We start from the raw sequence: 23660 nt of genomic DNA on the forward strand, positions 1-23660 counted from the left end.
GCCCGCTCTGGTTCGTACCATTGCGTGCCTTTCTCCCGGAGGGTGAAGGATAGTCAAACTGACTTACAGTCGCTGATGCTACGGCGACCATGCATATCGGTCAATGTTTGAGTGCCGCAGTGCGGGGCGGCGTCAGCCTGGGTGCTCGACACTCGGAGGATCACGTGGCACGCCGGGCCCGGCTCTGCTCGACGGGCCCAGGGAAGGCGTGGACAGCCGGTCAGACGGCGGTCCTCAGCGCGGACTTCGCGTCCATCGTGGCACCCAGGGCGTCGAGGCCGGCCAGGGCGGCGCCGACGACCGGAGCCTGCGCCGACACCACCACCTCGGCGCGGGGCAGCGCGGCCGGCATGCCCTCCACGATCGACTGGTGCAGCAGCGGATGCCGGGCGGCGAGCACGCCCCCGCCCAGCACGAGAGCCAGCCGTTCCTCGCGCATGCCCAGCCGCTCGGCGGCGACCCGGGCCAGGGACAGCACCTCCGTTGCCTGTTTGGCCACGATGCGACGGGCCACCTGGTCCCCGCTGGTCGCGACGGCGAACAGGACCGGGGTGAGCTCGTCAACGCGGGCGGGGGCCACCTCGCCGAGGTGCACGGCGATGCCGAGGTCCTCGACCGTGGCCACCCGGAAGTGGTCGATGACCGCCTCGGTCAGCCGGGTGGCCGGCCCGCGACCGTCCTCACCGCGTGCCGCGTGCCACAGCGCCAGGGAGGCCAGGTGGTGTCCGCCGCCCCAGTCTCCGGTGAGCATCCCGAGGGCGGGGAACCGTGCGGTTCGCCCGTCGGCGTCGCGGCCGACGCAGTTGATCCCGGCGCCGCACACGACCGCGATCGCGCGTTCGGCGTCGGTGCCGGCGCGGATCAGGGCGAAGGTGTCGTTGTCGACCCGGTTCTGGTGTGCCCACCCGGCCGCGGTCACTGCCTCGGTCAGGATCCGCACCTCGGTGGGCAGGTCCGCGCCGGCGAGGTAGACCTCGGCCCGGTCGAACACCGCGGCCGTGCCGAGCCCCGCGTGCTGCTTGGCCTGCGCGATGAGCCGGCCGAGCAGGCCGATGGTGTCGGGCACGCCGATCAGGTGCGGCGAGGACGCCGGTCCCCGGGCGCGCCCGAGCACGGCTCCGGCGACGGTGGCGATGATGACGTCGGTCTTGGAGTTGCCGCCGTCGACCGCGACCACGGTCCTTTCGCCGATCATGCGGCCCACCTCAGGTGCGCGGCGTTCGTGGCGAGAAGCCGGTCGGTGAGGCTCTCGGCGAGGTCGTGCTGGCCGACCAGCGGGTGTGCCAGCAGCGCCTGGTAGACCCGCTGCCGTCCACCGGCCACGGCGGCGTGCACGGCCAGCTCCTCGTACCCGCTGACGTGGGAGATGAGGCCGGAGATGTGGGGGCCGACGGCCCGGACCGGCAGCGGCGCCACGCCGTCGGCGTCGACCCGGCAGCTGACCTCGATGACGGCGTCGTCGGGCAGGAACGGCAGGGTTGCGTTGTTGCGCACGTTGACCGAGTGTGTGGCGCCGTCGCCGCTGCGCAGCGAGCCGATGAGCCCGACGGCGGCCTCGGAGTAGTACGCGCCGCCGCGCTTGGCGAGCAGGTCGGGTTTGGTGTCGCGGGTGGGGTCGGCGTACATGGACAGCAGGGCACCTTCCAGTTCGGCGACCTGCTCGCCCCGGGTCGGTGCGCCGCGTTCCTGTTCGACGACCTGGTCGTGGGCGTAGAAGTAGCGCAGGTAGTACGACGGCACCGCGCCGAGTGTGGCCAGGATCGCCGGTGGCAGGTTCACCTCGCCTGCGATCTCGTCCAGGTGCGCCGACAGCAGCTCGGGCAACCGGTCGACGCCGTCGACGTGGACGCCGCGTTCCCAGGTCAGGTGGTTCAGGCCGACGTGGTCGAGGGTCACCTGCCCGGGTGCCACGCCGAGCAGCGTGGCGAAGCGCCGCTGGAAGCCGATGGCGACGTTGCACAAGCCGACGGCCCGGTGCCCGGCGTCGAGCAGGGCGCGGGTGACGATGCCGGTCGGGTTGGTGAAGTTGACGATCCACGCTCCTGGTGCGGCGTGGCGGCGTGCACGTTCGGCGACGTCGAGCACGACGGGAACGGTGCGCAGGGCCTTGGCGAGACCGCCTGCTCCGGTGGTCTCCTGCCCGACGCAGCCGCATTCGAGCGGGAACGTCTCGTCGCTGATCCGCGCGCGCTGCCCGCCGACCCGCAGTTGGATGATGACGACGTCGGCGCCGGCGAGCCCGGTGTCGAGGTCGGTGGTCCAGGTGATCCGCCCGGGGTGTCCGTGGCGGCGGAAGATCCGCTGCGCGAACCCGCCGACGATCGGCAGCCGGTCGGCTGCCGGATCGATCAGCGCTATCTCGGTGACGGTTGCGTCGAGGCGGGCGAACCCGTCTATCAGCTCGGGGGTGTAGGTCGAACCTCCGCCGACCACGGCGATCTTCATGGAGTCGCTACCCTTTCACGCCGGTCAGCGTGACACCCTGGACGAACGCCTTCTGGGCGAAGAAGAACAGGACGATGACCGGGACCATGGTGAGCAGGGTCGCCGCGCTGACGAGATGCCATTCGACGTGGTGCAGCGACCGGAACGAGGCGAGGCCCAGCGAGATGGTCCAGGCGTCCTGGTTCTCGCTGGTGTAGAGGAACGGGCCGTAGTAGTCGTTCCAGGCGTAGAAGAACTGGAACATGGCCGCGGCGGCGATGCCGGGCCTGGCCATGGGCAGGATGACGCGCAGCAGCGTGCGCCACTCGCCGCAGCCGTCGACGCGGGCCGCGTCGAGGTACTCGTCGGGGATGGTGACCAGGAACTGGCGCAGCAGGAAGATGGAGAACGCGTCTCCGGCCAGCATCGGCAGGATGAGCGGCCACAGCGTGCCGGTGAGTCCGGTGTTGGCCCACATCATGTAGAGCGGGACCGTGGTGACCTGCGGCGGCAGCATCATCATGCAGATGATCAGGACCATCGTCGCGTTGCGGCCGCGCCACCGCAGCTTGGCCAGCGCGTATGCCGCCGGCACGCTGGCCAGCAGCATGAACCCGGTGGCCAGGATCGCGTAGAGGAACGTGTTGCCGATGAACCGCAGCAGCGGCGTCTTCCGGAACACCTCGACGTAGTTCTCCGGGTGCCAGCTCTGCGGCCACATGTTCGCGGTCAGCGTCTGGTCGCTGGTCATGAACGAGGTGAGCAGCAGGAAGACGATCGGGCCGAGGAACATGATGGCCATCGCGATGCCGATCGCGTGGCGGGCGACGAAGCCGAGCACGTGGTGTCCGCGGCCGCTGGGTATGGACTGGGTCATGAGTCGCCTCCGCTGAACGCCTTGAACCGCCGCAGCAGGATGATCGTGGCGGTCATCGACACCACGAACAGGATGACCGCCATGACGTTCGCGGCCCCGAACAGGTTGTTGCCGAAGCCGATGGAGTAGAGCCGCATCGGGTAGGTCAGCGTCGAGTTCTCGGGGTAGCCGAACGTGCCGGCGATGCCGCTGCCCGAGGTGACCTGGCCGGAGGCGACGCTGCCGGCGACCGCGGCCTGGGTGAAGTAGTTGAACGTGCCGATGACACCGGTGATGGTCGCGAACAGCAGCACCGGCGAGATGGTGGGCAGGGTGACGTAGCGGAACTGGTGCCAGCGGCCCGCGCCGTCCAGCGACGCGGCCTCGTAGAGGGCCTGCGGCACGTCGAGCAGCGCCGCGACGAAAATGATCATCAGGTCACCGACGCCCCACAGGGCCAGCAGTGTCAGCGACGCCTTGGCCCAGTCGGGGTCGTTGAACCAGCCCGGCCCTTCGACGCCAAACTGCGCCAGCAGCGTGTTGACCGGCCCGGTGCCTGGCTTGAGCAGCAGCACGAACGCGATGGTGGCGGTGACCGGGGGCGCGAGAGCGGGCAGGTAGTACAGCGTGCGGTAGATGCTGCGGGATCGCTTCATCGCATTGAGCAGCATGGCGGTGAGCAGCGCGCCGACCGTCCGGGCGGGGACCATCAGCAGCACGAACACCAGCGTGTTCTTCGCCGCGATCCACACCGTCGGGTCGTCGAACAGCACATATTCCCAGAAGTCCAGCCCGACCCAGACCGGCGGGTTGAACATGTCGAAGCGGGTGAAGGAGAAGTAGACCGCAGCGACCAGCGGGTAGACCAGAAAGATCAGGATGCCGATCAGCGCGGGCCCGATGAAGGTGAGGGTGACGAGGGAGCGCCGGACACGGCCGGCACCCTGGCTGGCTGCGGTCGGCATCGCGGCTAGCCGGCCAGCTTGATCATCTTGTTGACCCGGACGTCGACGTCGGCCAGTCCGGCACTCAGGTCCGCTTGCGTCCCTGACTGCCACCCCTGCAGGAACTCGGAGAAGGTCTCCTGGTAACCGGGGCCGATCGCGCTGGGCGGGGTGGTGCCCGAGTTCGGGTTGGCGAAGATGTCGAGGAACACCTTGAACGCCGGGTCCGCGGTGAGCCGCGGCGAGGTCAGCGCCGCGGTGGTGGTCGGCACGTTGCGGATGCCGTTGGACAGGTCGACGATGCTGTCGGTCTCCGTGGTCAGGAACTTGATCAGCGCCCAGGCCGCCTCCGGGTTGCGGGCGGTCCGCGAGACGCCGATGACGTTGCCCGAGATGTAGCCCGCGCCCGCGCGTTCGGCCTTGTTGACCGGCAGCGTGGCCACCCCGAACTCGACGTTCGGCGCCTGGTCCTTGAGGAACGCCAACCGCCACTCGCCGTCGACGGCCATCGCGACCTTGCCCTTGTGGAAGGCGTTGTCGGCCGACCACTCGTCACCCAGCGAGGCGCGGAACTTCTCCAGCTTGTCGTAGCCGTACCAGTCGACGAGTTCCTTCTGCCAGGTGAGCAGCTCCTTCCAGGCGGGGTCGGAGCCGATCGCCGAGGTGCCGTCTTCGTTGAGCCACTTCGCGCCGACCATCGGCGCGAAGTGCGACGGGGAGTTCTCGTAGAAGCCGAACAGGGGCAGGAAGCCGGCCCGCTCGATGGTGCCGTCGGCCGAGCGCTTGGTCAGCTTCTTGGCCATCTCGGACAGATCAGCGAGGGTCTTCGGGGCCTCGGTCAGCCCCGCCTCGGCGAACATTCCCTTGTTGAAGTACAAGCCGTACGCGTCGGCCAGGAACGGCATCGTGCACCGCTTGCCCCGGAACTCCGTGTAGGAACGGGCGACCTGCGGGATCGCGTTCAGGTCGACGCCGTCGCGCTGCAGGTACGGGTTGAGATCGACCCACGCGCCCGCGGCGCAGAACTTGCCGACGATGTCGGTCGAGTAGCTGATCGCCACGTCCGGACCGGTGCCGGCGCCGATCGCGGTGGTCACCTTGGCGTCGTCCTGCCCGCCCTTGACGGTCAGCGTGACCTTCGGGTACTTCGCCTTGAACTTGGCCAGCGTCCCGTCGAGGGCCTTGGCCTCACGGTCGGTGAAGAAGTGCCACAGCTCGACCGCGCCGGTGGGCTCGACGCCCGAGGTCGCGATCGGCTTCGGCGCCTCGCTAGGGGTGCACGCCGTGACCACTGCCAATGCTGCGACTATGCCGACCATCATGGTCGTACGCCGGTTCCGCAAGCGCTGCATGAAGTGTTCCTCTCCGGAATCAGAAATTCGGAGTTGCGGGGTCGCGGCTCGACCGAGCCCTTCGCCTGGTGCGGCAGGGACGCCGGTCGGGCCACACGGTGGTGCTGATCGGTGGTGCTGATCGGAGGAGCAGGGCTGAGCGCGCCGCGGCAGGCGGCGGTCAGCCGGCCTGCATGGCGGTGCGCTGGTTGTCGATCAAGGATTCGCGCACCGCTCGCCGTCCGGCTTCGAGCGCTCCGAGCAGTACGGCGTCGTCGTCGACCTCGGTGACGGCGATGGTGATGTCAAGCGGGGTCGTGCCGGGCAGCGCGGCACGGACCCGCTGCGCGAGCGCTTCCCCGCCGGCCTGCGCGACGTCGCCGGCCAGCACGATCAGCGGCGGGTCGAGCACACCCGCGACGGCGGCCAGACCGAGCGCGATGCGGGCGGCCACCGCGTCGAGGAACCGTCCGGCCCGAGGGTGGGCCGAGGCGACGGCCACACCGATCGCGGCGCCCGGGGTGGCGGCCGCGATGTCGTGCTCAGCCGCGAGCGCCACAACGGCGGGACCACCGATCAGGCTCTGCAGGTCGGCAGGCGGACAGTCTGAGGGCAGCGACACCGGCACGTAGCCGATTTCGCCTGCGCCGCCGCGCCCCCCGCGTAGCAGCGTGCCGCCGAGGTCGATGGCCAAGCCGAGACCGTCACCGATCCAGAAGAGTGTGAAGCTGGCGCCCCCGGCGGCGACCCCGTGCGTACGTTCGGCGATCGCGGCGAGGTTGACGTCGTTCTCGACCTCGACCACGGTGCCCAACCGTGCTGCGATTCGTTCGACGAGACCGGGTCGGTCGAACCCGGGCACGTCGATGTAGTGGATGACCCCGCTCGCCGCGTCGTACGAACCCGGCACCCCGAGCGTTACGTGGCGGACCGCGGAAGCGCCGACCCCCGCCCGTCCGATGACCCGGGTGACCGTGTCGGTGATCGCGTCGACGGGGTCGAGTGTCGTCAGGTCGATCGAGTCCTCGATCCGGGCGTGCACCACACCACCGGCATCGATCAGCGCCGCGATGAGCGACGGCCCCGGGATCTCGGAAACCTCCCGGATACAGATCGCGACCGCGAACCCCGCCTTCGGATTCGCCGAGTAGATCTCGGCGTTCGGTCCCGGGCCACCCGAGCTCCGTCCGACCACCATCGTCAGCCCCGCATCGGTGAGGCTGCGCAGCACGTCCGAGGTGGTCGGCTTGCTCAGCCCGGTGAGCTCCCGCAACTCGCCACGGGTGAGCGGGCCATGGTCCAGCAGGTGGGCCAGGATCGCACTCTCGTTCATGGCGCGCAGCAGCTTCGACGAACCGGCTGGTCGGGTCATCCGCCCTCGCTTGTGTCAAGGAACGTTAGGCAATCAGATTTACTGATGCCGGAGACTAGGGCGGCGAGTCCACAGTGGTCAAGAGGTGCGCCAGAATCGTTAGGCAATCTTCCTAACCATCTTGTGTGACGGGCGTCTCCTGGCATACGTTCCCCCCGAGCCCGGGGCCCTGGGCCATCGCGACCGCTCGCCGACGCCCCTCGTGCGGTCACATGTCCGCTCGTATCACCGCGTGCCGCAGCTGCGGCACGCACCGCGACCCTCCGTAGGGAGTCCCGCAATGATGCGCAGAACAGCCTGGCCCGGACGGGCCCGCCCCATGCTCGCGGCCGCCGCCGTGGCCACCGCCGGCACACTTCTCGGCGGGCTCCTCCTCGCCACGTCCGCCGAGGCCGCCACCAACCTGGCCCTGGGCCGCACCACCGCCGTCTCCTCCACCGAAACCTCCTCGCTCGGCGGCGACAAGGCCGTCGACGGCTCGACCTCGACCCGCTGGGCCAGCACCGAGGGCACCGACCCACAGTGGATCCGCATCGACCTGGGCAGCAGCCAGCAGATCGGACGGGTGACACTGCGCTGGGAGGCCGCCTACGGCAAGGCGTACCGCATCGAGGTCTCGCCCGACGCAAGCACCTGGACCACGATCTACTCCACCACCACCGGCAACGGCGGTACCGACGACCTCACCGGACTCACCGCCAGCGGGCGCTACATCCGGATGTACGGCACCGCCCGCGGCACCACGTACGGATACTCGCTGTACGAGTTCGAGGTCTACGCGCCGACGGGCACGCCGTCGCCGAGCCCCTCCCCGACTTCCTCTCCCCCGCCCGGCGGAGTTGCCGTGCCGTTCGGCTCGCACCTGCGGCCGTACGCCGCGGGCACTCTCAAGCTGTCCGGCGCCGCGTCCACGCACGACCAGACCGTGATCAGCTACTACAACACCTGGAAGAACGCGTTCATCAAGCAGAACTGCGGCAACGGCTGGTACGAGGTCTACTCCCCCGACGCCGACCACCCGTACGTCGCCGAGGCGCAGGGCTACGGCATGGTCATCACCGCGCTGATGGCCGGCGCCGACCCCAACGCAAAGACGCAGTTCGACGGCCTGCTCAAGTACGTGCTGGCGCACCCGTCGGTCAACAACCCGAACCTGCACGCCGCCGAGCAGAACACCTCCTGCACCTCGGTCAACGGTTCCGACTCCGCTACCGACGGCGACCTGGAGATCGCGTACGGGCTGCTGCTGGCCGACAAGCAGTGGGGCAGCACCGGCGCCTACAACTACAAGTCGCTCGCCGTCACCCGGATCAACGCGATCAAGGCCAGCGAGATCAACGCCACCACCAAGCTGACCCTGCTCGGCGACTGGAGCAGCGCCGGCGACTCGTACTACTACCTCAGCCGGACCTCGGACTGGATGCCCGGCCACTTCCGCGCCTACCGGAAGGCGACAGGCGACACCGCCTGGGACACCATCCTGGCCAAGCACCAGTCCGTCACCGCGTCGCTGCAGAGCGGCTACGCCCCCAACACCGGTCTGCTGCCCGACTTCGTGATCAACACGAACACCACGCCGAAGCCCGCCACCGGGCAGGTGCTGGAGGACCCCAACGACGGCAAGTACTGGTGGAACGCCTGCCGCGACCCGTGGCGGATCGGGGCCGACGCGGTCACCAGCGGCGACGCGCAGTCGCTGGCCGCGGCACGCAAGCTGAACACCTGGGTCAAGGCCAAGACCGGCGGCAACCCGTCGAACATCGCCGTCGGCTACTCCCTCGACGGCACCGCGCTCAGCTCGGGCTCCGAGGCGGCGTTCTTCGCGCCGTTCGCGGTGACCGCGATGACCGACCCGGGCAGCCAGGCCTGGCTCGACGCACTCTGGAACAAGATCAAGTCGACGCTGCTGGACACCTCGGGCTACTACTCGGCGAGCCTGCAGCTGCAGACGATGATCGTGGTCTCCGGCAACTTCTGGACCCCGTGACACCGCCCACACAGTGACCGGCCGCGGGCGGCCCCTTGATGACCGAGGACCGCCCGCGGCAACCTGTCCGGCGGCGCTGTTGCGTCGACGGTCGGGGGGACGCTGAGCCGAGTCGGCGCTACTGGTCAGATTGCTTGGGCGAGTTCGGTGAACGCGGCGGCCACCCGCCTCGATTTCGGGATGTCGGTAGTGAGTTCGTAGTGTCCGCGGCGTAGGTTCTGGATGAAGGCATGTCCGGTGATGATCGTCTGGGCGGTGCGGTCGGTACGTAGCCGCCGCATCGGTCTGAGTCGGTGCCTGAGCTGGCTGTGATCGGCCTCGATCGGGTTGTTGGCGTGCCGCTCGACGTGATGCCACGCCGACGGGATCAGCTCGTCGAGCACCTTGGGATAGGCGGGCGCGGCGTCGGTGACCACCTCGCAAGGCGTGACCTTCAACGTCCTCAGCGCCCGTTGGAAGAACCGCCGGGCTGCGGCTGCGTCCCGACGTGTGCTGAGACGAGTACGTCAATGACCTGCCCGTGCTGGTCAACGACCCGGCAGACGTACCGCCACACCACATCAGTCAAGCCCGTAATCGATCAAGCCCACGCTCAACGCAACAGAGCCCACCCACTGATAGATCGCCTCGTGTGACACCGGTAGGCCTGATCGTCCGGATAGTCGAACACCAACCGACCCGCGATCACGCCGGCGACCAGCCCCACCGCAGCCGCTCAAGCACCACCTCGCGCAGGCCCGGCACCCGCTCGACCGCCCAGGTCTTCGTCCCGCCGTCGCGACACCCCCGCCACCGCTTCGGCGACCGCAACCCGGTACCCGCCTCCAGCCTCCGTGCCGAGCGACCTAGCGTGCAACCACAGACGGGTTGCGGCCGATCAGGACACCAATCGGCTTGTATTCCAAGCCTTCGGCCAGGCTACGGGATATCTCTTCACGATCAGCCAAGGTCAACATCGCACGCACGGCGGAACATCCTGTTCCACCCAACCGCCAAAATCACACGCTACGACCAACTGAACCTGCCCAGTCGTGGGATGCACGATGGCGACAGCAGTGGCGTCCGCGCGGCTCGGGGTGCCCGGGGGCCGAATCCGCCGGATAGGTTGCAGGCTCCGAAATTCGTACTCGGTCGGGGTGGCTGACACATGTCGAGCATGGAACAGATCATCGGGGATCTGCGCGCCCTGACCGCGGGCGTCGAGCGGGCCCAGAGCCTCACGGCGGCGGTCGACAGGCAGGCCCAGGAGATCGCCGTACGGGCCGCCGGTGCCGGGTTCGCCGCGGTCGCCGCCGGAATGACCCGGGTACGCGCGGCTGTCTCCACCATCCAGGGCGGGCTGGGCAGCCTTGCCGCTGAGGTCAGGGAGGCGACCACGGCCGCCGCGAGCGTCCCACGGCAGGCCACCGCGCAGGAGACCATCGCCGGGCTGGCGCCGGTCCAGCAGCGCATCGCCGGCGCCCGTGAGTACACCACCGCGACGATCAGCCACGTCGACGACGCCCGACGACTCGTCAGCGCGGTCCTGCACGGCGGACAACCAGGCCCACTCCTGCAGGTCTTCGACAGCATCAAGCAGGTGCTGGTGCTTCTCGTGCAGCGCAGCGGCTCCGCCCAACAGGCCGTCGAAGCGGCGGCCAACCAGGCCCGGCAGTTGGGGTCCTCGGGAAACTGACCAGGGCTGACCGGCACCCACCGGCCAGCCCTGCGCCGACCACCAGCAACGACTCCTCGCGCGTCGTGCCCGGCCTCGGGCAGGGCTCCCCCGACGTTTTCCCGCCGTGGAGCCGGCAACGCACCGGGGTCAGCAGCGGCACACCGACCGGACCGCGTACCAGGATCGGGCCCAAGGTGGATGCCAGCACCCGACGGGCGCTGGAGTTGGAGAACGAGTGCGCCGACAGCGTGGCCGGCAAGGGGTACCGGGTACACCAGAATCCCACCCCACAGGAGACCAGCGAGGCCCGCGCCCGCACCGGCGACAGCGGCAACCCGGACAAGGATCCGGACTACCTCGTCGAAGGTCATGTCTTCGACTGCTACTCGCCGGCGGCGCGCACGTCTGTACGCAATGTCTGGAGCCAGGTCCGGGAGAAGGTCGACGACGAGCAGACCCGGCGGGTGGTGGTGAACCTCCAGGACTGGGAAGGTGACATGAGCGCGCTAGGGCGCCAGTTCGACGACTGGCCCATCGACGGACTGAAGGAACTGGTCGTGGTGAAACCCGACGGTACGCTTCAAGAGATCATCCGGCGAGACTGAGAAGGGGCGGACATGGGCGTCGAGTTCCGTCTGATCCTGGCCGGCGATCCCGCCGTCGGCGAGGTCGCCGCCCTGACCGCCACGGAACCCGGCGAGAAGCCGCAGCCGACATCGAACCCCCGGCTGTTCAGCGCCCGCCTGTACGACCAACGCGGCTACGCCATCACCGTCCGCTCCGGCACGCACGGCTACTACGAAGCCGAGACAGACGACGACGCCCGCTGGGAATGGGAACCCGAGACGTACGTCAACGTCACCTTCTCCATGCGCGCCGAAGACCTGGCCGACAAGGCAATCCCCAACATGGTGACGACGGTGGCCAGGGTACTGGCCGGCCGGAACGAGGACGCGGCCCTGATCCAGGACGGCAACCACCTCCTCCTCACCCGCACCAACGGAGTCGTCCGCACACACCGCACGAGCTGGTGGAACCACTACCACCTGGACCACCTCGTCACCGGCTGAGCCCGCATCTCGGTCCGACACAGATCCCGCGGCACCGCACCTGAGTTGGCCGACCTGGCTCGGGCTCGCGGCCTGAAGGTTTCTGCGGAAGACCTGCGCGGTCTTCCATACGACGTGATCCTCACCGTCGACGTGCTTCGCTGGCTCGCAAAGCCCTGAGGCCGACGACGGCCACCGCTACCAAGTCCTCGTCCACGAAAGTGAAGCCCCCGGTCTACTCGCGCCGGGTCTAGCGTGACTATTCGTTCCGATGCTCCCCGAGGGCCGGTAAGCGCGCAACTTCCTGACGGACAAGGACGTCGCTGGAGGCGGCACCCCACGCGATCGATGCACGTCGTAGTGCGCCTCCACGATCTCCCGCAGGATGGCCCCGGGCTTCACGCCCCGCGCCGACCCCCGTCGTCGACGCCACCAGCACCAGCGCCGCCGACCGGGCGTGGCTGCTCACGCTCGCCGCCCGCTACCAGGTGCCCGCGACCGCCGTGGTGTTCACGACCCCGCTCCGGGTGTGCCTCGCCCGGCAAGCCGACCGGCCCGGACCCGCCCCCGGCCGCCGGTGGGGCCGCGCCGTCCCGGCCGCCGTCGTCATCGTCGACCAGCACGCCCGGACCCGCGCAGCCCTGGCCACCCTGCACGGCGAGGGCTTCGCCCGGGTGGTCGAGGCCAACCCCGCGACGGCGAACGACACAGCCGACTGACCACACCACCCGACCCGCACGACCCCCACACGTCGCCCCACGACCCCGGGGGCCGCGTGCACGCCCAGGAAAGAAGAGGTCCCCTCCGGTATCTGGAGGGTGTCTGGCTTGTCCGCCACGCTCACACCGGCCCGTCACAACGGCTCTGAGCAGCCCTGACAGACCCGAATCATCGACACGCAGCGCCCGGCGCTGGCCTGGCAGTTTCGTGATGTCCCAGGTGAACACCTGCCCAGGGCCGGTGGCGGTCAGCTCGGGACGGGCCCGGGTGGGGTGTCGGGCTTGGCGGCGTCGGTCGATGGCCTGGTTGTTGGCGCGCAGGATCCGGTAGAGGGTGAAGATCGAGGGCCAGGTAGACGCTTCGTCGAGGAGCGTCGCGAATGCCTCGGTCGGGGTGGTGTCGACGAACCGGTCGCTGTCGAGCACGGCCAGGGACGTGGGCGCGTTCAGCGTCGGAGAGTCGGTTCGCCGGCGCGGGCCGCGGCGCCGGCGGGCGCCCGATGGGGATGCGGGAGCCGACCAAGCCCTGACCGACGCCCACGCGGCGTTGGTGACCGCGCACACGTCGACGCGGGCGGCGGCCCGGCTGACCGGGATGGCCCGCAGCACCGCCCACCGGCGGCCTGGTGTCGATGTCCGCGCTCTCGGAGATCTCGGCCAGAGCCCGTGTGCTTTTCCCATGATGTCCAACGCCGCCTCGGTCCGGGCGATCTTCCGGTTGGCCAGCTCCAACTGCCGGCGCAGCCGGGCGATCTCGGTCTGCTCGCCACTCGGGCCGGCCGATGTTCTGGCCGGGTTTCTTGCCCTCGATCAGGCCGACGTCACGGGCCCGGCGCCACCTCGGCCCTGATCCGCGTCAACCCGGTCCAGAATCTCGACGGGCATCGATATTTTCTCTAGCATGGCTATTCCGCGACGAAAGCTGTGACCCCACGGCCATCAGGAGACTGTCATGTTCAGGCGTACCCTCGCGACGCTCGCTGCGGCCCTTCTCGGGCTGTCTGCTCTGACGGCTCCCGCCGAGGCGGCCCCGGCAGCGGAGCCTGCCGCCCTCGCTGTCGGGTCCACACTGTCCGCACCTACCGGTTGCACCACCTCGATCGAATGGGTCGTCGAGGGAAACAGCTACTACCAGGGCCGCGGCAAGGTGACCTGCTCGACCGGGCGCTACAAGGTAAAGATCCAGTGCCGCAACGCTCAGACTGGCGTGGGCTACGTCGTCTACGGCACCGAGGTCGTCAACGCCCCGAGCACCGCCACCACCACGTGCTACAGCGGGAACGTCGCGGAGCAGGTGTACGCCGTGCAGGATCCGCCGGGCACCGGTGTCACCGGCTGCGCACCGTGGATGGAGTGGGTCCACGAGGGCAGTAGCCACTACTACGGTCGGGGCCGGGTCCAGTGTGACACCGGTAGCTACCGGGTGAAGATCCAGTGCCGCAACGCTCAGACTGGCGTGGGCTACGTCGTCTACGGCACCGAGGTCGTCAACGCCCCGAGCACCGCCACCACCACGTGCTACAGCGGGAACGTCGCTGAGCAGGTGTACGCCGTGCAGGATCCGCCGGGCACCGGTGTCACCGGCTGCGCACCGTGGATGGAGTGGGTCCACGAGGGCATTAAGCGCTACTACGGTCGGGGCAGCGTCCAGTGTGACACTGGTAGCTACCGGGTGCAGATCCAGTGCCGCAACCTCCAGACCGGCGTAACTTACGTCGTCGACGGTGCCCACACGGTTTCCGCCCCGAACATCGCCACCGCCACCTGCTACAGCGGGAACGTCGCCGAGGTCGTGGTGGCCGCGCCTTAAGCACCCGGTGCCGGTAAGGATGTCCGAGAAGCGCTGGCAGGATCTCCGGGTACGAGCTGACGACCCAGTTACGCCCGCACGCAGACCGAGTCCTCGCCGAGATCGATCGGCGGCGTCAGCGTTAAGCGGTCGCGCACCACGAGACGGTTAACTTGATCTTTAACCTGTGCGTCGTAGCCTCGGGCTATTCGAGGTCTTCGTTTTCTTGGTGTTGCTGTTCGGCTTGTTCCTGGTAGCGGCTGTGACGATGTGGACGTCGTAGCATGGTGCTCGGTGGCGGTTGGGGTGTCCGGGCGGTCGTCCAGGGCCGGGTCGGCTCGGTTTCGGTGCGGCGGCGGGGCAGCCGGCTTTGGCGCGTAGGTGCCGAAACGCGCGGCGGACGCGGGCAGGTGAGAGCCGTTCGGGTGGTGCGGGGCGTTCCCATGGTCGGCGGAGGTCGGCCAGCACCAGCCAGGTCCAGCGGTCGGCGGCATGGGGGTCTCGCAGCTTCGGGCTGGTCCAGCCGATGGTCTGTTTGAGCATGCGGAAGGTGTGCTCGATGTCGAAGCGGCGCAGGAACACCTGCCAGAGCAGGTCAACCTCGGCGTCAGTGGTGGTCGCCTGCGACCACCACAGCCAGTGCACCGTCGAGCGGCTGATGCGCGAGTCCGGGCTACGCGGACTGCTGCGCGACAAGGTCACCGCGCACGACCCGGCCGGCAGCCGAGACCAGCCGACCCGCTGACCTGGTCAAACGTGACTTCACCGCAGTGCGACTGAACCAGATGTGGGTCGCCGACCTGACCTACGTCCGCACCAACGTGGGCTGGGTATACGCCGCGTTCGTCCTCGACGTGCACTCCCGCATGATCGTCGGCTGGCAGGTGTCCACGTCGCTCTACACGGATCTGGCCCTCGACGCACTGAAGATGGCGATCTGGCGCCGCGAAAACCAAGGCGCTGACCTGGGCGGACTGGTCCACCACTCGGACAGAAAAGTCCAATATCGAGCAATTCGCTACACCCAGCGACTCGCCGAGGCCGGCGCCGTCACCCGGTCGGCTCCAAGGGCGACTCGTACGACAACGCGATGGCCGAAGCGTTCAACTCCCTGTACAAGGCCGAACTCTTCCGCAACAAAGGCCCGTGGCTCGGACTCGACGACCTGGAGATGGCCACCGTCGAATACATCGACTGGTACAACAACCGCCGCCTACACGGCGAGCTCGACCACGTCCCACCCGCCGAACACGAGGCACTCCACGCGATGACCCACCCGGCCACCGCACGCTGAAAACCAGCTAACCAACTCTCCATCAAACCCGGGGCTTGACACTCGTGGTCGTTGACGGCACCGGCTTCTACGGCGCAGTCCTCACCGATCGGCTCGCCGCAGCCGGACTCGTCGTGGCGGAGTCGCCCGTTGTTCTCGCTGGCAGTCGACGCGGCACGGGCAACAGCGACCCGTATTCGGATGATCAGCGACGAGTTGCGAGCCCTCACGTTCGGATCGACTCCAGCCGCGAACCCACTCAACTTCGAACAGCCCTCATTGCCGCGAGCAATCTCCCGCTGGCGCCTATCTGATCGCGATAGCGTTTGCAGGAGATCCCGCACCACCTGGAATCCACAGTGGAACGGCCACGAACATGAATTCCCAGCGCCTATCACGTGCACATGCCTCCGCGAGCGCACTGAAGTGCAACAACTCGCCAAAGGGTATGCCAAGATTGCGCAACATCCGCACATGGGCGGTGTCCTGGGGTGCTGGCATCGGCATCGCCTCGATTCCAGGGTTGTCCGCCGTTACCGCCGACCATCGCTGCTCATGGGCGAGTGTGGCGTGGTCACCGGTAATGCCAGGGGCCTGCGGGTGGATATGGCCCGATTTGACGGACATGTGTTCCACCCGGAAAGATTCGTCAGCTTCGAGGAAGGCTTCCGTCCAGCCCGTGCGAAAACACACAATGTCGCCGGGTTGGATCTCCACCCCCTCCTCTCGCATGCATCTGATGGTGTCGTCGACCGTAATTACATAGTCCAGGGGTAGCGGTTCGGGGCCTCCCCCACTCACGAGTCGGGCTATGTCAAGCAGCACGCCGCGGCCGACGATTCCAACCTGCGCAATCTTGTCGATGCCGCCCCGGTAGGCATGGCCGGTGGAACTCACGTCGGCCCGGGTCACCCCGTTGTAGAAGACGCCGTCGACTTCCGGTTCGTCGAACCCGGCGTGAACGAACGCATCCCACTGAGACGATCCTTGTGTGGCCATCAGTACATGGTCGTCGTTCGTGACGAGACCTTGCGGTATGGTTGTGTTCACGCGATGGGATACGCGCTTGAAGCCGGGCGCATCGATCTTGAAGACGGGCATTTGCTCCGGCCCGACGCTTGGCACATTCATCGGGAGATTGAGCGGAAACCGTTCCCCGGTACGGACGGCGCCAGTGGCACGGGCCACGACGTCGGCCGTGAGGTAGTTCAGTGTCCCAATTTCGTCGTCATCGCCAAACGCGCCCCAGTTGGAGAGGGCGGGCTTCTTCCTCTCGTGGCTGCCGTCTGTCATGCGTTGTACCGCCTTCCATCCATTGGGCTCGTCCTCATGGCAGCCGACGTTGGGCGGCAGCCTTGAGTTCCTCCCGGTGGGCTTGATCGATCAATGCTGCTTATCGGGTCCATCGGTCCGCGAGCGCCGACGGATTGAGATCGCGGGCGGGCCGTGGGCGGGCCGTTGGCGTTCGGGCGAACCTCGGCGCGGGCGCCGGCTGGTCGGCACCGCCGACGTCGACGAAGTTCCCGCGGGCCCGCTGGTGCGGGTGGTGGGGAGCCTCGGCGAAGCTGAGCACCGGCGTCACGCAGGCGTCGGTGTCGGCGAAGACGCTCTCCCAATGTGCGCGTGGGTGGCGCGCGAACTCCTGCGCCAGCCGGGCTCGCACGCGTGGCCAGTTGGCCCGGTCATTTTGCGCGGCCAGGTCGGCGTCGGTGAGCCCCAGCCCATCCAGCAGCGCGGCGTAGAACTGCGGCTCGATGGCTCCCACGGCCACGTACTCGCCGTCGGCACATTCATAGGTGTCGTAGAACGGTGCGCCGGAGTCGAGCAGGTTGGTTCCGCGTTCGTCCGACCAGCGGTTGTTGGCGCGCAGTCCCCAGATGGCGTTGGCGAGCACTCCGACGCCGTCGACCATGGCCGCGTCGATGACCTGGCCCCGACCGCTGTGACCTCGTTCCCAGAGCGCGGCGAGGATGCCGACCAGCAGAAACATTGATCCGCCACCGAAGTCGCCGACCAGGTTCAGCGGCGGCACTGGTCGTTGGTCGACATGGCCGATCGCCCGCAGCACCCCGGTGAGCGCGACGTAGTTGATGTCGTGGCCAGCGCGCGGGGACAGCGGACCGTCCTGGCCCCAGCCCGTGATCCGCGCGTAGATGAGACGGGGGTTGTCTTCCAGGCACTTGTCCGGCCCGAGACCGAGCCTCTCCATTACGCCAGGCCGGTGTCCCTCGATCAACACGTCGGCACGGGCGGCCAGCCGCGCAGCCAGTTCCCGGCCGGTCACCGACTTCAGGTCGACTGCGACGCTGTCCCGACCACGTAGCAGATGGTTGGCCGCCACGGGGTCTGAGTCCTGGCCCGGTCGGCAGATCCGTACTACGTCGGCACCCAGGTCGGCCAGCACCATGGCCGCATGCGGTCCGGGCGCCAGACCGGCGAACTCCAAGACGCGCAGCCCACTTAGTGGTCCCGCCATTGACTATTCCTCCGCATTGTCGAGCGCCATTTTTGGATTCCGAGGCAACCATCCACAGTGGCCGAGCCAGCTCGCTCCGGCCGGGGGTGCCGGGCAAGCCAGTCCTGATGAGCGAGTCATGGCACCCATTTCCACGTCCCGGGTGGAAGATACGTTGCGGTGACGCCCTCGGCAAGGGCTGATTTTCATCGTCACCAATTTAGATGTATGACTGGATGCGATGCGCGTCATGCTGGCGGAGGTGGCGGGTAGGGCTTCGTGGCCGCGGGTCAGGCGGCGCCAGAGGTGGCCCTGCTCGCCGCACCCGGCTACCCCCGTCCGGCACGTCTTCGCCGTCTCCGCCTTAGCTGGCCGCCTGGTCGACTGGGCCCGCGACATCCTGCGCACCCCGCCGTGGGGATCGTTGCGAAAGCCCGCCGACCAGCGCGGCTTCGCCGTGCGCCCCAGCCGCTGGGCGGTTCGAGCGGACCCTGGCCTGGCTGACCGCCCACCGCCTGACCCAGGGCGCCCCCGTCATCCGCCGGCAACGTTTTGGACTCTTGTAATTTACATGGACAGCAATGTAACGTGGCCCACGACCCAAGGAGGGGTGATGCGCGAAGCGGTCATTGTTGACGCCGTCAGGACGCCGATAGGCAAGGGCAAGCCGTCCGGATCGCTGTCGGGGTGGCACCCGGTCGATCTGCTTGCCCATGCCCTGGGGGCGATCGTCGAGCGGACCGGAATGGACGCACAGGCCATAGATGACGTCATCGTGGGCTGTGTTTCGCAAATTGGCGAACAGTCCTTCAACGTGGCCCGCAACGCGGTGTTGGCGGCCGGTTTCCCGGTCACCGTGCCCGCCACGACGGTCGACCGCCAATGTGGGTCCTCCCAGCAGGCCATCCACTTCGCCGCGCAGGGAATTATGGCCGGCGCCTATGACATCGTGATCGCAGCCGGTGTGGAGTCGATGTCCCGCGTGCCCATGTTCTCCTCGACGGCGGGCAAGGATCCCAGCGGTCCGGGTGTAGCCCGGCGATTCGAGGAAGGGCTCGTTCCCCAGGGCATCTCGGCCGAACTCATAGCCGCGCGTTGGGGCTTCGGCCGCGACGACCTCGACGAGTTCGCCGCTCGCTCACACCAGCGGGCGGCTGCCAACTCCGATCGTGGCGACATTATCCCTACCCGGATCCACCGGGGAGATGGCCTCACCGGTGAGATGATGGTGACCGACGAGGGCGTGCGGCCGCAGACGACCGCAGCGTCCATCGCCCACCTCGGCTCGGCCTTCTTCGCCGACGAATACGCGCGCCGCTTCCCCGAGATCGGCTGGCACGTCACCGCCGCCAACTCTTCCCAGATCTCTGACGGGGCGGCCGGCGTGCTCCTGGCGGAGCGGTCCGTCGCTGAACGCCTCGGTCTTCGCGTCCGAGCCGTGGTCCGCACATTCTCAGTGGTCGGCGACGATCCACTCCTCATGCTGACCGGCGTCATCCCGGCGACCCGGAAGGTGCTCGCATCGGCCGGGCTGACGATCGATGATATCGACGTATTTGAGGTGAATGAAGCCTTCGCCCCCGTGGTCCTGGCATGGCAGCGCGAGATGAAGGCCGACCCGGACCGCGTCAACGTGGGCGGGGGAGCAATTGCCAACGGCCATCCGCTCGGTGCCTCCGGCGCCAAGCTCCTGGGCAGCCTGGTCAACGAACTTGAACGGCGCGACGGCCGCTGGGGACTACAGACGGTATGCGAGGGCGGCGGCATGGCGAACGCGACCATCATCGAGCGTGTCCGGTGAGCGACGCAGCTCCGTCGTTCGATGTCGCGGGGCGTTCGGTCCTCGTCACGGGCGGCACAAAGGGGATCGGGGCGATGCTGGCATCGGGCTTCATAGCGGGCGGTGCGACGGTCTTCATCTCGGCTCGTTCTGCTGAGGACTGCAAGTCGCTCGCCCACGAACTGGGACCCCGCGCGATCCCGATCCCGGCTGATTTGTCGACCCGGACTGGTGCCCGGCGCCTTGCCGAGGACCTTGCAGAGCACGTGGACTCGCTCGATGTGTTGATCAACAACGCCGGGACGACCTGGGGCGCTGACCTAGAGCAGTACCCCGACGAGGGCTGGGACAAGGTGCTCGCGCTCAACCTCAAGGCTCCGTTCCAGGTGGTGGTCGCCTGCCTTCCCGCGTTGCGCAGCGCGGTCGCGGTACGGGGCACGGCCCGGATCATCAACATCGGGTCGGTGGATGGTCTGTTCGTGCCGCGGTGGGAGTCGTATGCGTATTCGGCGTCGAAGGCCGGTCTGCACCACCTGACCCGTCACCTCGCCAAGCGGCTGGCGGCCGAGAAAATCACCGTCAATGCGATAGCGCCGGGCATTTTCGAGTCCCGCATGACCAGCCGTGCGTTTGTCCCAGGCGAGTTCGAGGAGCTCCGCGACGGCAACCCGCTCGGGCGCAACGGTCGCGCCGAGGACATCGCCGGTGCCGCGATCTACCTTGCGTCGCCGGCGGCGGGCTGGGTCACGGGTGTGGTTCTGCCGGTTGACGGAGGCTGGGGGACGTTGCGATGAGCGGAAGCATCTACGAGTCCACGCATGAGCAGTACCGCGACGTCGTACGCCGGTTTGTGGCGACTCGGATTGTGCCGAACCGGGAACGCTGGGAGCGGGAGCACCGGGTGGACCGCGAGCTGTTCGAGGAGGCCGGCGAGATCGGCGTGTTCGGGTTCGCGGCGCCGCCCGAGTTCGGTGGCGCCGGGGTGAGCGACTGGCGGTACAACGCGATCCTCATCGAGTGTCTCGCCGAGGCCGACGTCCTGGCGGTCGGGCTCAACCTGAGCATGCAGGCCGACATCGCCATGCCGTACCTGGTGGACTCGGCCTCCAGCGAGCAGCAGGCGCGCTGGCTGCCCAACGCGGTCGCCGGCCGGGCGATCGTCGCACTCGCCATGACTGAACCCGGGGCCGGCTCCGACGTCGGGTCGATCACCACCACCGCGGTACGCGAGGGTGACCACTACGTCGTCAATGGGTCGAAGACGTTCATCACCAACGGCACGAATGCCGACCTCGTCGTCACGGCGGTCCGGACCGGACCCGGCAAGAACCTGAGTCTGCTCGTCGTTCCCGGCAACGCACCCGGATTCGCCAAGGGATCGCCGCTGCGGAAGGTCGGCCAGCACGCCGCTGGCACGTGCGAGCTGTTCTTCAACGACGTCCGGGTTCCTGTCGAGGATCGGCTGGGTGACGAGGGGGACGGCCTCGCGATCATAAAGCAGCACCTGACGCAGGAACGGCTGGCCGTCGCAGCCCACGCCGAGGCGCAGGCCCGGCGGGCCCTCCATCTCGCGATCGAACACGCGCGGAACCGGGTCGCCTTCGGCGCTCCGATCGGTGCACTCCAGAGCGTCCGCATGGCAATCGCGGAGATGAAGACGGAAGTCGACATCGCGCGCGTCTACCTCGACCAACTGATCCTGCGCCACGGCGCGAAGAAGCTCGATCATGTCGACGCCGCGCAGGCCAAATGGTGGATCACGGACATGTGTCAGCGAGTTGTCGACCGGGCCGTCCAGGTCCATGGCGGATACGGCTACATGCTCGAATACCCGATCGCCCGGGCGTGGGCTGACAGCAGGGTGCAAACCATCTACGCGGGCGCCAACGAGGTACTCAAGGATGTCATCGGAAGATCACTCGGGCTGAAGGGGACACGCGGAGATGGCTGATCGTATCCGCGCGGAGGTCCGCGGCGAGGTTCTTGTGCTCTGGCTCGACGCCGCCGACCGACCCGTCAACGTGGTCGACGAGGTGCTGCTCGCCGAGCTCGATGCGCGCCTACGCGGCCTGGCTGACCGTACGGAGGTGTCCGCCGCCGTGCTCGCCTCGGCCAAGTCGGGGTCGTTCGGGACCGGCGCTGACCTTGATTGGCTGCCGCAGCTCGCGCGCCGCGAGGACGCGACCGTGGTCCTTGAAGGCATACACAGCATGATGCTGCGAATGGCGGCGTCGCCTAAACCCATCGTGGCGGCCGTCAACGGTCGGGCCTATGGCGGAGCGTTGGAACTGGCCCTGGGGGCGCGCGTCATCGTCTGCTCAGCGGCTGCCACGTTCGGCTTTCCGGAAGTCACGCTAGGCCTCATCCCGGGTGGGGGTGGCACACAGTTGCTGCGCCGCTTCGTGGGGACGGCGATGGCACTCGACCTGCTCACGACCGGCCGCAGCCTCAGCGCCGGCGACGCCGCAGCCGCCGGGCTCGCCCGGCTGGTCGACGGCGATCCCGTCACTGCCGCCGTGGCGATCGCCCATGAACTCGCCCGGCAGCCGCCCGAGAATACGGGAAATGAGGAGGCCGACCTGACCGTGATCCGCGACCGCGAGTCCAGGGATGTCGCCTCCACCGAGGCGAAGCGCGCAATTTTCGCCGCCGTCAGCGCGGGAGTGGCCGGCGGGATCGAGGCCGGACTTCGCGTCGAGCGGGAACGGTTCATCAAACTGTTGCAAGGGCCCGAGTTTGCGGCGTCCAGGCACCTGAGAGACATCGAATCGCGCATCCGCCAGGCAACCCGGGCATCCTCGCTGCCGCCGTTGTCAACGCTCGGGGTCATAGGCGGCGGCCAGATGGGTTCGGGCATCGCCGCGGTCGCGTCCTCCCGCGGAATCGACGTCGTCATACGCGACGTCGACGACGAACGCCTCGCCGCGGCCCAGCAACGGCGGAACCAGTTGGTCGCGCAAGGCTCGGGCCACGCCGGATCGTGGACGGCCACGACCGGATGGGACCGCTTTGATGGCGTGGTCGCGGTGGTTGAGGCCGTCTTCGAGGTCCCGAAACTCAAGCACGACGTGCTCGCGGACGTGGCTGCGGTAGTGCCACCCGACGCTGTTATCGCCACCAACACGTCGGCCATCAGCGTCAGCTCGCTGGCACCATCGGTGCCGAACCCGTCACGGTTCATGGGCATGCATTTCTTCAGCCCCGTCGAGCGGATGAGGCTCATCGAACTCGTGCCGCACGCTGGGACCACGCCGGCGACAGTGGAGGCGTTGGCCCGTCTCGGCGCCGCCATGGGCAAGGTCCCGATCGTTGTCGCGGACCGGCCCGGCTTCTACACCTCGCGGGTGTATGCGCGATGGCTCGTCGAGGGCGTGCGGCTGGTCATCGAGGGCATGGCGGTCGAGGCGGTCGACCACGCGGCGCGGCTCGCCGGCTTCCCGGTCGGCCCGCTCCAGGCTATAGATCAGGTAACACTCCAGCTGGTGCTACAGGCCAGCATCGGCCACGTCGCCCGGCGGCTGTTCACCGACCGCCTCGACGTGGACGCGGTCGAAGCCGCGCTGACCAGGCTGGTCGAGCAGGGCGCTGGCGGTCGCGCAGCATCGCTCGGCTTCTACCGCTACGAGAACGGCCGCCGAGCGGGCGCGAACCCCGAGCTGGGGGCCGGGCGTGGGCCGAGCGAATCGGCCGCCCGCTCGCGCCTGCTACTGGCTTTCGTGTCCGAGGCGCTTCTGTGCTGGGACGAGGGCATCATCGAGCACCCCGACGACGGCGACATTGCGGCCGTGCTCGGCATCGGCTTCCCGCGCCCCTTGGGCGGGCCCTTCCATTGGGTCGACCAAGTCGGGCCAGCGGTGGTGCGCGAGCGGGCGGCGGGGTTCGGGGAAGCATTCCCAACGGGCTCTGCCTTGGGCCGACTGATCCAGGACAGGCGGTCGTTTTCGGACGAGCCTCGTCGGGCGACAAATCCAGGTTCCACGATGCGGGCCAGTGACTGACCATCACGACCCGAGGAAGGTAAGGA

At 68.3% G+C, this 23660-nt stretch carries 23 protein-coding genes and 3 pseudogenes; 14 read left to right on the top strand and 12 right to left on the bottom strand.

Translation table 11 applies throughout. The features are described 5' to 3' along the window. Window positions 1-220 precede the first annotated feature (220 nt). The 6 genes from OG559_RS30590 to OG559_RS30615 form a co-directional block, all read right to left on the bottom strand. Entirely contained in the window at window positions 221-1195 is a 975-nt protein-coding gene (locus tag OG559_RS30590; RefSeq protein ID WP_405110486.1) for an N-acetylglucosamine kinase, read from the bottom strand. After that, window positions 1192-2445: a 6-phospho-beta-glucosidase gene (locus tag OG559_RS30595; RefSeq protein WP_405110489.1), complete on the bottom strand. Its 1254-nt coding sequence runs from the start codon at window positions 2443-2445 to the stop codon at window positions 1192-1194. Before OG559_RS30595 ends, OG559_RS30590 begins: the two co-directional genes overlap by 4 nt. Window positions 2446-2452: 7 nt before the next feature. Next, window positions 2453-3301: a carbohydrate ABC transporter permease gene (locus OG559_RS30600; protein ID WP_405110492.1), complete on the bottom strand. Its 849-nt coding sequence runs from the start codon at window positions 3299-3301 to the stop codon at window positions 2453-2455. Continuing rightward, the gene (locus tag OG559_RS30605) at window positions 3298-4245 is read right to left on the bottom strand and encodes a carbohydrate ABC transporter permease (RefSeq protein WP_405110495.1); all 948 of its coding nucleotides are present in this window, start codon (window positions 4243-4245) and stop codon (window positions 3298-3300) included. The genes OG559_RS30600 and OG559_RS30605 overlap by 4 nt, the downstream gene beginning before the upstream one ends. 5 nt (window positions 4246-4250) lie before the next feature. Beyond that, entirely contained in the window at window positions 4251-5576 is a 1326-nt protein-coding gene (locus OG559_RS30610; protein WP_405110498.1) for an ABC transporter substrate-binding protein, read from the bottom strand. A gap of 160 nt (window positions 5577-5736) precedes the next feature. Then, complete coding sequence (locus OG559_RS30615) at window positions 5737-6927, bottom strand: ROK family transcriptional regulator (protein WP_405110501.1); 1191 nt, start codon at window positions 6925-6927, stop codon at window positions 5737-5739. A gap of 280 nt (window positions 6928-7207) precedes the next feature. Between OG559_RS30615 and OG559_RS30620 the strand changes: the two genes are divergently transcribed. Then, a complete protein-coding gene (locus OG559_RS30620; protein ID WP_405110504.1) occupies window positions 7208-8914 on the top strand; it encodes a glycosyl hydrolase family 8 in 1707 nt (568 codons plus the stop codon). Window positions 8915-9039: 125 nt separating this feature from the next. On the opposite strand, the pseudogene OG559_RS30625 reads toward OG559_RS30620, so the two are convergent. The 3 genes and pseudogenes from OG559_RS30625 to OG559_RS30635 all read right to left on the bottom strand — a co-directional run. Continuing rightward, a pseudogene (locus tag OG559_RS30625) lies at window positions 9040-9402 on the bottom strand (DDE-type integrase/transposase/recombinase); the annotation flags it as partial. A gap of 196 nt (window positions 9403-9598) precedes the next feature. Continuing rightward, entirely contained in the window at window positions 9599-9724 is a 126-nt protein-coding gene (locus OG559_RS30630; RefSeq protein WP_405110506.1) for a hypothetical protein, read from the bottom strand. A 35-nt stretch (window positions 9725-9759) separates the two neighbouring features. Continuing rightward, window positions 9760-9870, bottom strand: coding sequence for a helix-turn-helix domain-containing protein (locus OG559_RS30635; protein WP_405117083.1), 111 nt, complete (start codon window positions 9868-9870; stop codon window positions 9760-9762). Between the two features lie 191 nt (window positions 9871-10061). On the opposite strand from OG559_RS30635, the gene OG559_RS30640 reads away from it, so the two are divergent. The 6 genes from OG559_RS30640 (at window position 10062) to OG559_RS30665 (ending at window position 14149) form a co-directional block, all read left to right on the top strand. Next, complete coding sequence (locus OG559_RS30640; RefSeq protein ID WP_405110509.1) at window positions 10062-10589, top strand: DUF6244 family protein; 528 nt, start codon at window positions 10062-10064, stop codon at window positions 10587-10589. 176 nt (window positions 10590-10765) lie between these two features. Continuing rightward, complete coding sequence (locus OG559_RS30645; protein WP_405110511.1) at window positions 10766-11176, top strand: hypothetical protein; 411 nt, start codon at window positions 10766-10768, stop codon at window positions 11174-11176. Window positions 11177-11188: 12 nt separating this feature from the next. Further along, window positions 11189-11641, top strand: coding sequence for a SitI3 family protein (locus OG559_RS30650; protein WP_405110514.1), 453 nt, complete (start codon window positions 11189-11191; stop codon window positions 11639-11641). Window positions 11642-11964: 323 nt separating this feature from the next. Continuing rightward, window positions 11965-12339, top strand: coding sequence for an AAA family ATPase (locus OG559_RS30655; RefSeq protein WP_405117085.1), 375 nt, complete (start codon window positions 11965-11967; stop codon window positions 12337-12339). 334 nt (window positions 12340-12673) lie between these two features. Beyond that, complete coding sequence (locus OG559_RS30660; RefSeq protein WP_405110517.1) at window positions 12674-13189, top strand: hypothetical protein; 516 nt, start codon at window positions 12674-12676, stop codon at window positions 13187-13189. Window positions 13190-13291: 102 nt separating this feature from the next. Next, window positions 13292-14149: a hypothetical protein gene (locus tag OG559_RS30665; protein ID WP_405110519.1), complete on the top strand. Its 858-nt coding sequence runs from the start codon at window positions 13292-13294 to the stop codon at window positions 14147-14149. Between the two features lie 159 nt (window positions 14150-14308). On the opposite strand, the pseudogene OG559_RS30670 reads toward OG559_RS30665, so the two are convergent. Continuing rightward, a pseudogene (locus OG559_RS30670) lies at window positions 14309-14767 on the bottom strand (transposase); the annotation flags it as partial. Here OG559_RS30670 and OG559_RS30675 point away from each other — a divergent pair. The 3 genes and pseudogenes from OG559_RS30675 to OG559_RS30685 all read left to right on the top strand — a co-directional run bounded on the left by OG559_RS30675 (window position 14688) and on the right by OG559_RS30685 (window position 15422). Further along, window positions 14688-14873 carry a hypothetical protein gene (locus tag OG559_RS30675; RefSeq protein WP_405117132.1) on the top strand — a complete coding sequence of 62 codons (186 nt, stop codon included), beginning with the start codon at window positions 14688-14690 and terminating at the stop codon, window positions 14871-14873. The pseudogene OG559_RS30670 and the gene OG559_RS30675 sit on opposite strands and share 80 nt — an antisense overlap. Window positions 14874-14913: 40 nt before the next feature. Further along, window positions 14914-15165 (top strand): annotated as a pseudogene (locus OG559_RS30680) (DDE-type integrase/transposase/recombinase); the annotation flags it as partial. Continuing rightward, window positions 15132-15422 carry an integrase core domain-containing protein gene (locus OG559_RS30685; RefSeq protein WP_405117088.1) on the top strand — a complete coding sequence of 97 codons (291 nt, stop codon included), beginning with the start codon at window positions 15132-15134 and terminating at the stop codon, window positions 15420-15422. The pseudogene OG559_RS30680 and the gene OG559_RS30685, both read left to right, overlap by 34 nt. 285 nt (window positions 15423-15707) lie before the next feature. Here OG559_RS30685 and OG559_RS30690 read toward each other — a convergent pair whose 3' ends face one another. Then, complete coding sequence (locus tag OG559_RS30690) at window positions 15708-16694, bottom strand: cyclase family protein (RefSeq protein WP_405110522.1); 987 nt, start codon at window positions 16692-16694, stop codon at window positions 15708-15710. Window positions 16695-16794: 100 nt separating this feature from the next. Next, entirely contained in the window at window positions 16795-17877 is a 1083-nt protein-coding gene (locus tag OG559_RS30695; RefSeq protein WP_405110525.1) for a CaiB/BaiF CoA transferase family protein, read from the bottom strand. A gap of 592 nt (window positions 17878-18469) precedes the next feature. Between OG559_RS30695 and OG559_RS30700 the strand changes: the two genes are divergently transcribed. The 4 genes from OG559_RS30700 to OG559_RS30715 are packed head-to-tail and all read left to right on the top strand — an operon-like array spanning window position 18470 to window position 23634. Then, window positions 18470-19657 carry a thiolase family protein gene (locus tag OG559_RS30700; protein ID WP_405110528.1) on the top strand — a complete coding sequence of 396 codons (1188 nt, stop codon included), beginning with the start codon at window positions 18470-18472 and terminating at the stop codon, window positions 19655-19657. Next, a complete protein-coding gene (locus tag OG559_RS30705; RefSeq protein ID WP_405110531.1) occupies window positions 19654-20430 on the top strand; it encodes an SDR family oxidoreductase in 777 nt (258 codons plus the stop codon). Before OG559_RS30700 ends, OG559_RS30705 begins: the two co-directional genes overlap by 4 nt. Beyond that, window positions 20427-21587, top strand: a complete 1161-nt coding sequence (locus tag OG559_RS30710) for an acyl-CoA dehydrogenase family protein (protein ID WP_405110534.1) — start codon at window positions 20427-20429, stop codon at window positions 21585-21587. The genes OG559_RS30705 and OG559_RS30710 overlap by 4 nt, the downstream gene beginning before the upstream one ends. Beyond that, window positions 21580-23634, top strand: coding sequence for a 3-hydroxyacyl-CoA dehydrogenase NAD-binding domain-containing protein (locus OG559_RS30715; RefSeq protein ID WP_405110537.1), 2055 nt, complete (start codon window positions 21580-21582; stop codon window positions 23632-23634). The genes OG559_RS30710 and OG559_RS30715 overlap by 8 nt, the downstream gene beginning before the upstream one ends. The last annotated feature ends 26 nt before the right edge of the window (window positions 23635-23660 follow it).

Source organism: Micromonospora sp. NBC_01405, from assembly GCF_045040155.1.
GTDB lineage: Bacteria > Actinomycetota > Actinomycetes > Mycobacteriales > Micromonosporaceae > Micromonospora.

What these genes read in the sequence shown, in the direction of transcription:
- OG559_RS30590 (WP_405110486.1), bottom strand. Translation starts at nt 1,195, where the DNA reads ATGATCGGCGAAAGGACCGTGGTCGCGGTCGACGGCGGCAACTCCAAG.
- OG559_RS30595 (WP_405110489.1), bottom strand. Translation starts at nt 2,445, where the DNA reads ATGAAGATCGCCGTGGTCGGCGGAGGTTCGACCTACACCCCCGAGCTG.
- OG559_RS30600 (WP_405110492.1), bottom strand. Translation starts at nt 3,301, where the DNA reads ATGACCCAGTCCATACCCAGCGGCCGCGGACACCACGTGCTCGGCTTC.
- OG559_RS30605 (WP_405110495.1), bottom strand. Translation starts at nt 4,245, where the DNA reads ATGCCGACCGCAGCCAGCCAGGGTGCCGGCCGTGTCCGGCGCTCCCTC.
- OG559_RS30610 (WP_405110498.1), bottom strand. Translation starts at nt 5,576, where the DNA reads ATGCAGCGCTTGCGGAACCGGCGTACGACCATGATGGTCGGCATAGTC.
- OG559_RS30615 (WP_405110501.1), bottom strand. Translation starts at nt 6,927, where the DNA reads ATGACCCGACCAGCCGGTTCGTCGAAGCTGCTGCGCGCCATGAACGAG.
- OG559_RS30620 (WP_405110504.1), top strand. Translation starts at nt 7,208, where the DNA reads ATGATGCGCAGAACAGCCTGGCCCGGACGGGCCCGCCCCATGCTCGCG.
- OG559_RS30635 (WP_405117083.1), bottom strand. Translation starts at nt 9,870, where the DNA reads ATGTTGACCTTGGCTGATCGTGAAGAGATATCCCGTAGCCTGGCCGAA.
- OG559_RS30640 (WP_405110509.1), top strand. Translation starts at nt 10,062, where the DNA reads ATGTCGAGCATGGAACAGATCATCGGGGATCTGCGCGCCCTGACCGCG.
- OG559_RS30650 (WP_405110514.1), top strand. Translation starts at nt 11,189, where the DNA reads ATGGGCGTCGAGTTCCGTCTGATCCTGGCCGGCGATCCCGCCGTCGGC.
- OG559_RS30665 (WP_405110519.1), top strand. Translation starts at nt 13,292, where the DNA reads ATGTTCAGGCGTACCCTCGCGACGCTCGCTGCGGCCCTTCTCGGGCTG.
- OG559_RS30675 (WP_405117132.1), top strand. Translation starts at nt 14,688, where the DNA reads ATGTCGAAGCGGCGCAGGAACACCTGCCAGAGCAGGTCAACCTCGGCG.
- OG559_RS30690 (WP_405110522.1), bottom strand. Translation starts at nt 16,694, where the DNA reads ATGACAGACGGCAGCCACGAGAGGAAGAAGCCCGCCCTCTCCAACTGG.
- OG559_RS30695 (WP_405110525.1), bottom strand. Translation starts at nt 17,877, where the DNA reads ATGGCGGGACCACTAAGTGGGCTGCGCGTCTTGGAGTTCGCCGGTCTG.
- OG559_RS30700 (WP_405110528.1), top strand. Translation starts at nt 18,470, where the DNA reads ATGCGCGAAGCGGTCATTGTTGACGCCGTCAGGACGCCGATAGGCAAG.
- OG559_RS30710 (WP_405110534.1), top strand. Translation starts at nt 20,427, where the DNA reads ATGAGCGGAAGCATCTACGAGTCCACGCATGAGCAGTACCGCGACGTC.
- OG559_RS30715 (WP_405110537.1), top strand. Translation starts at nt 21,580, where the DNA reads ATGGCTGATCGTATCCGCGCGGAGGTCCGCGGCGAGGTTCTTGTGCTC.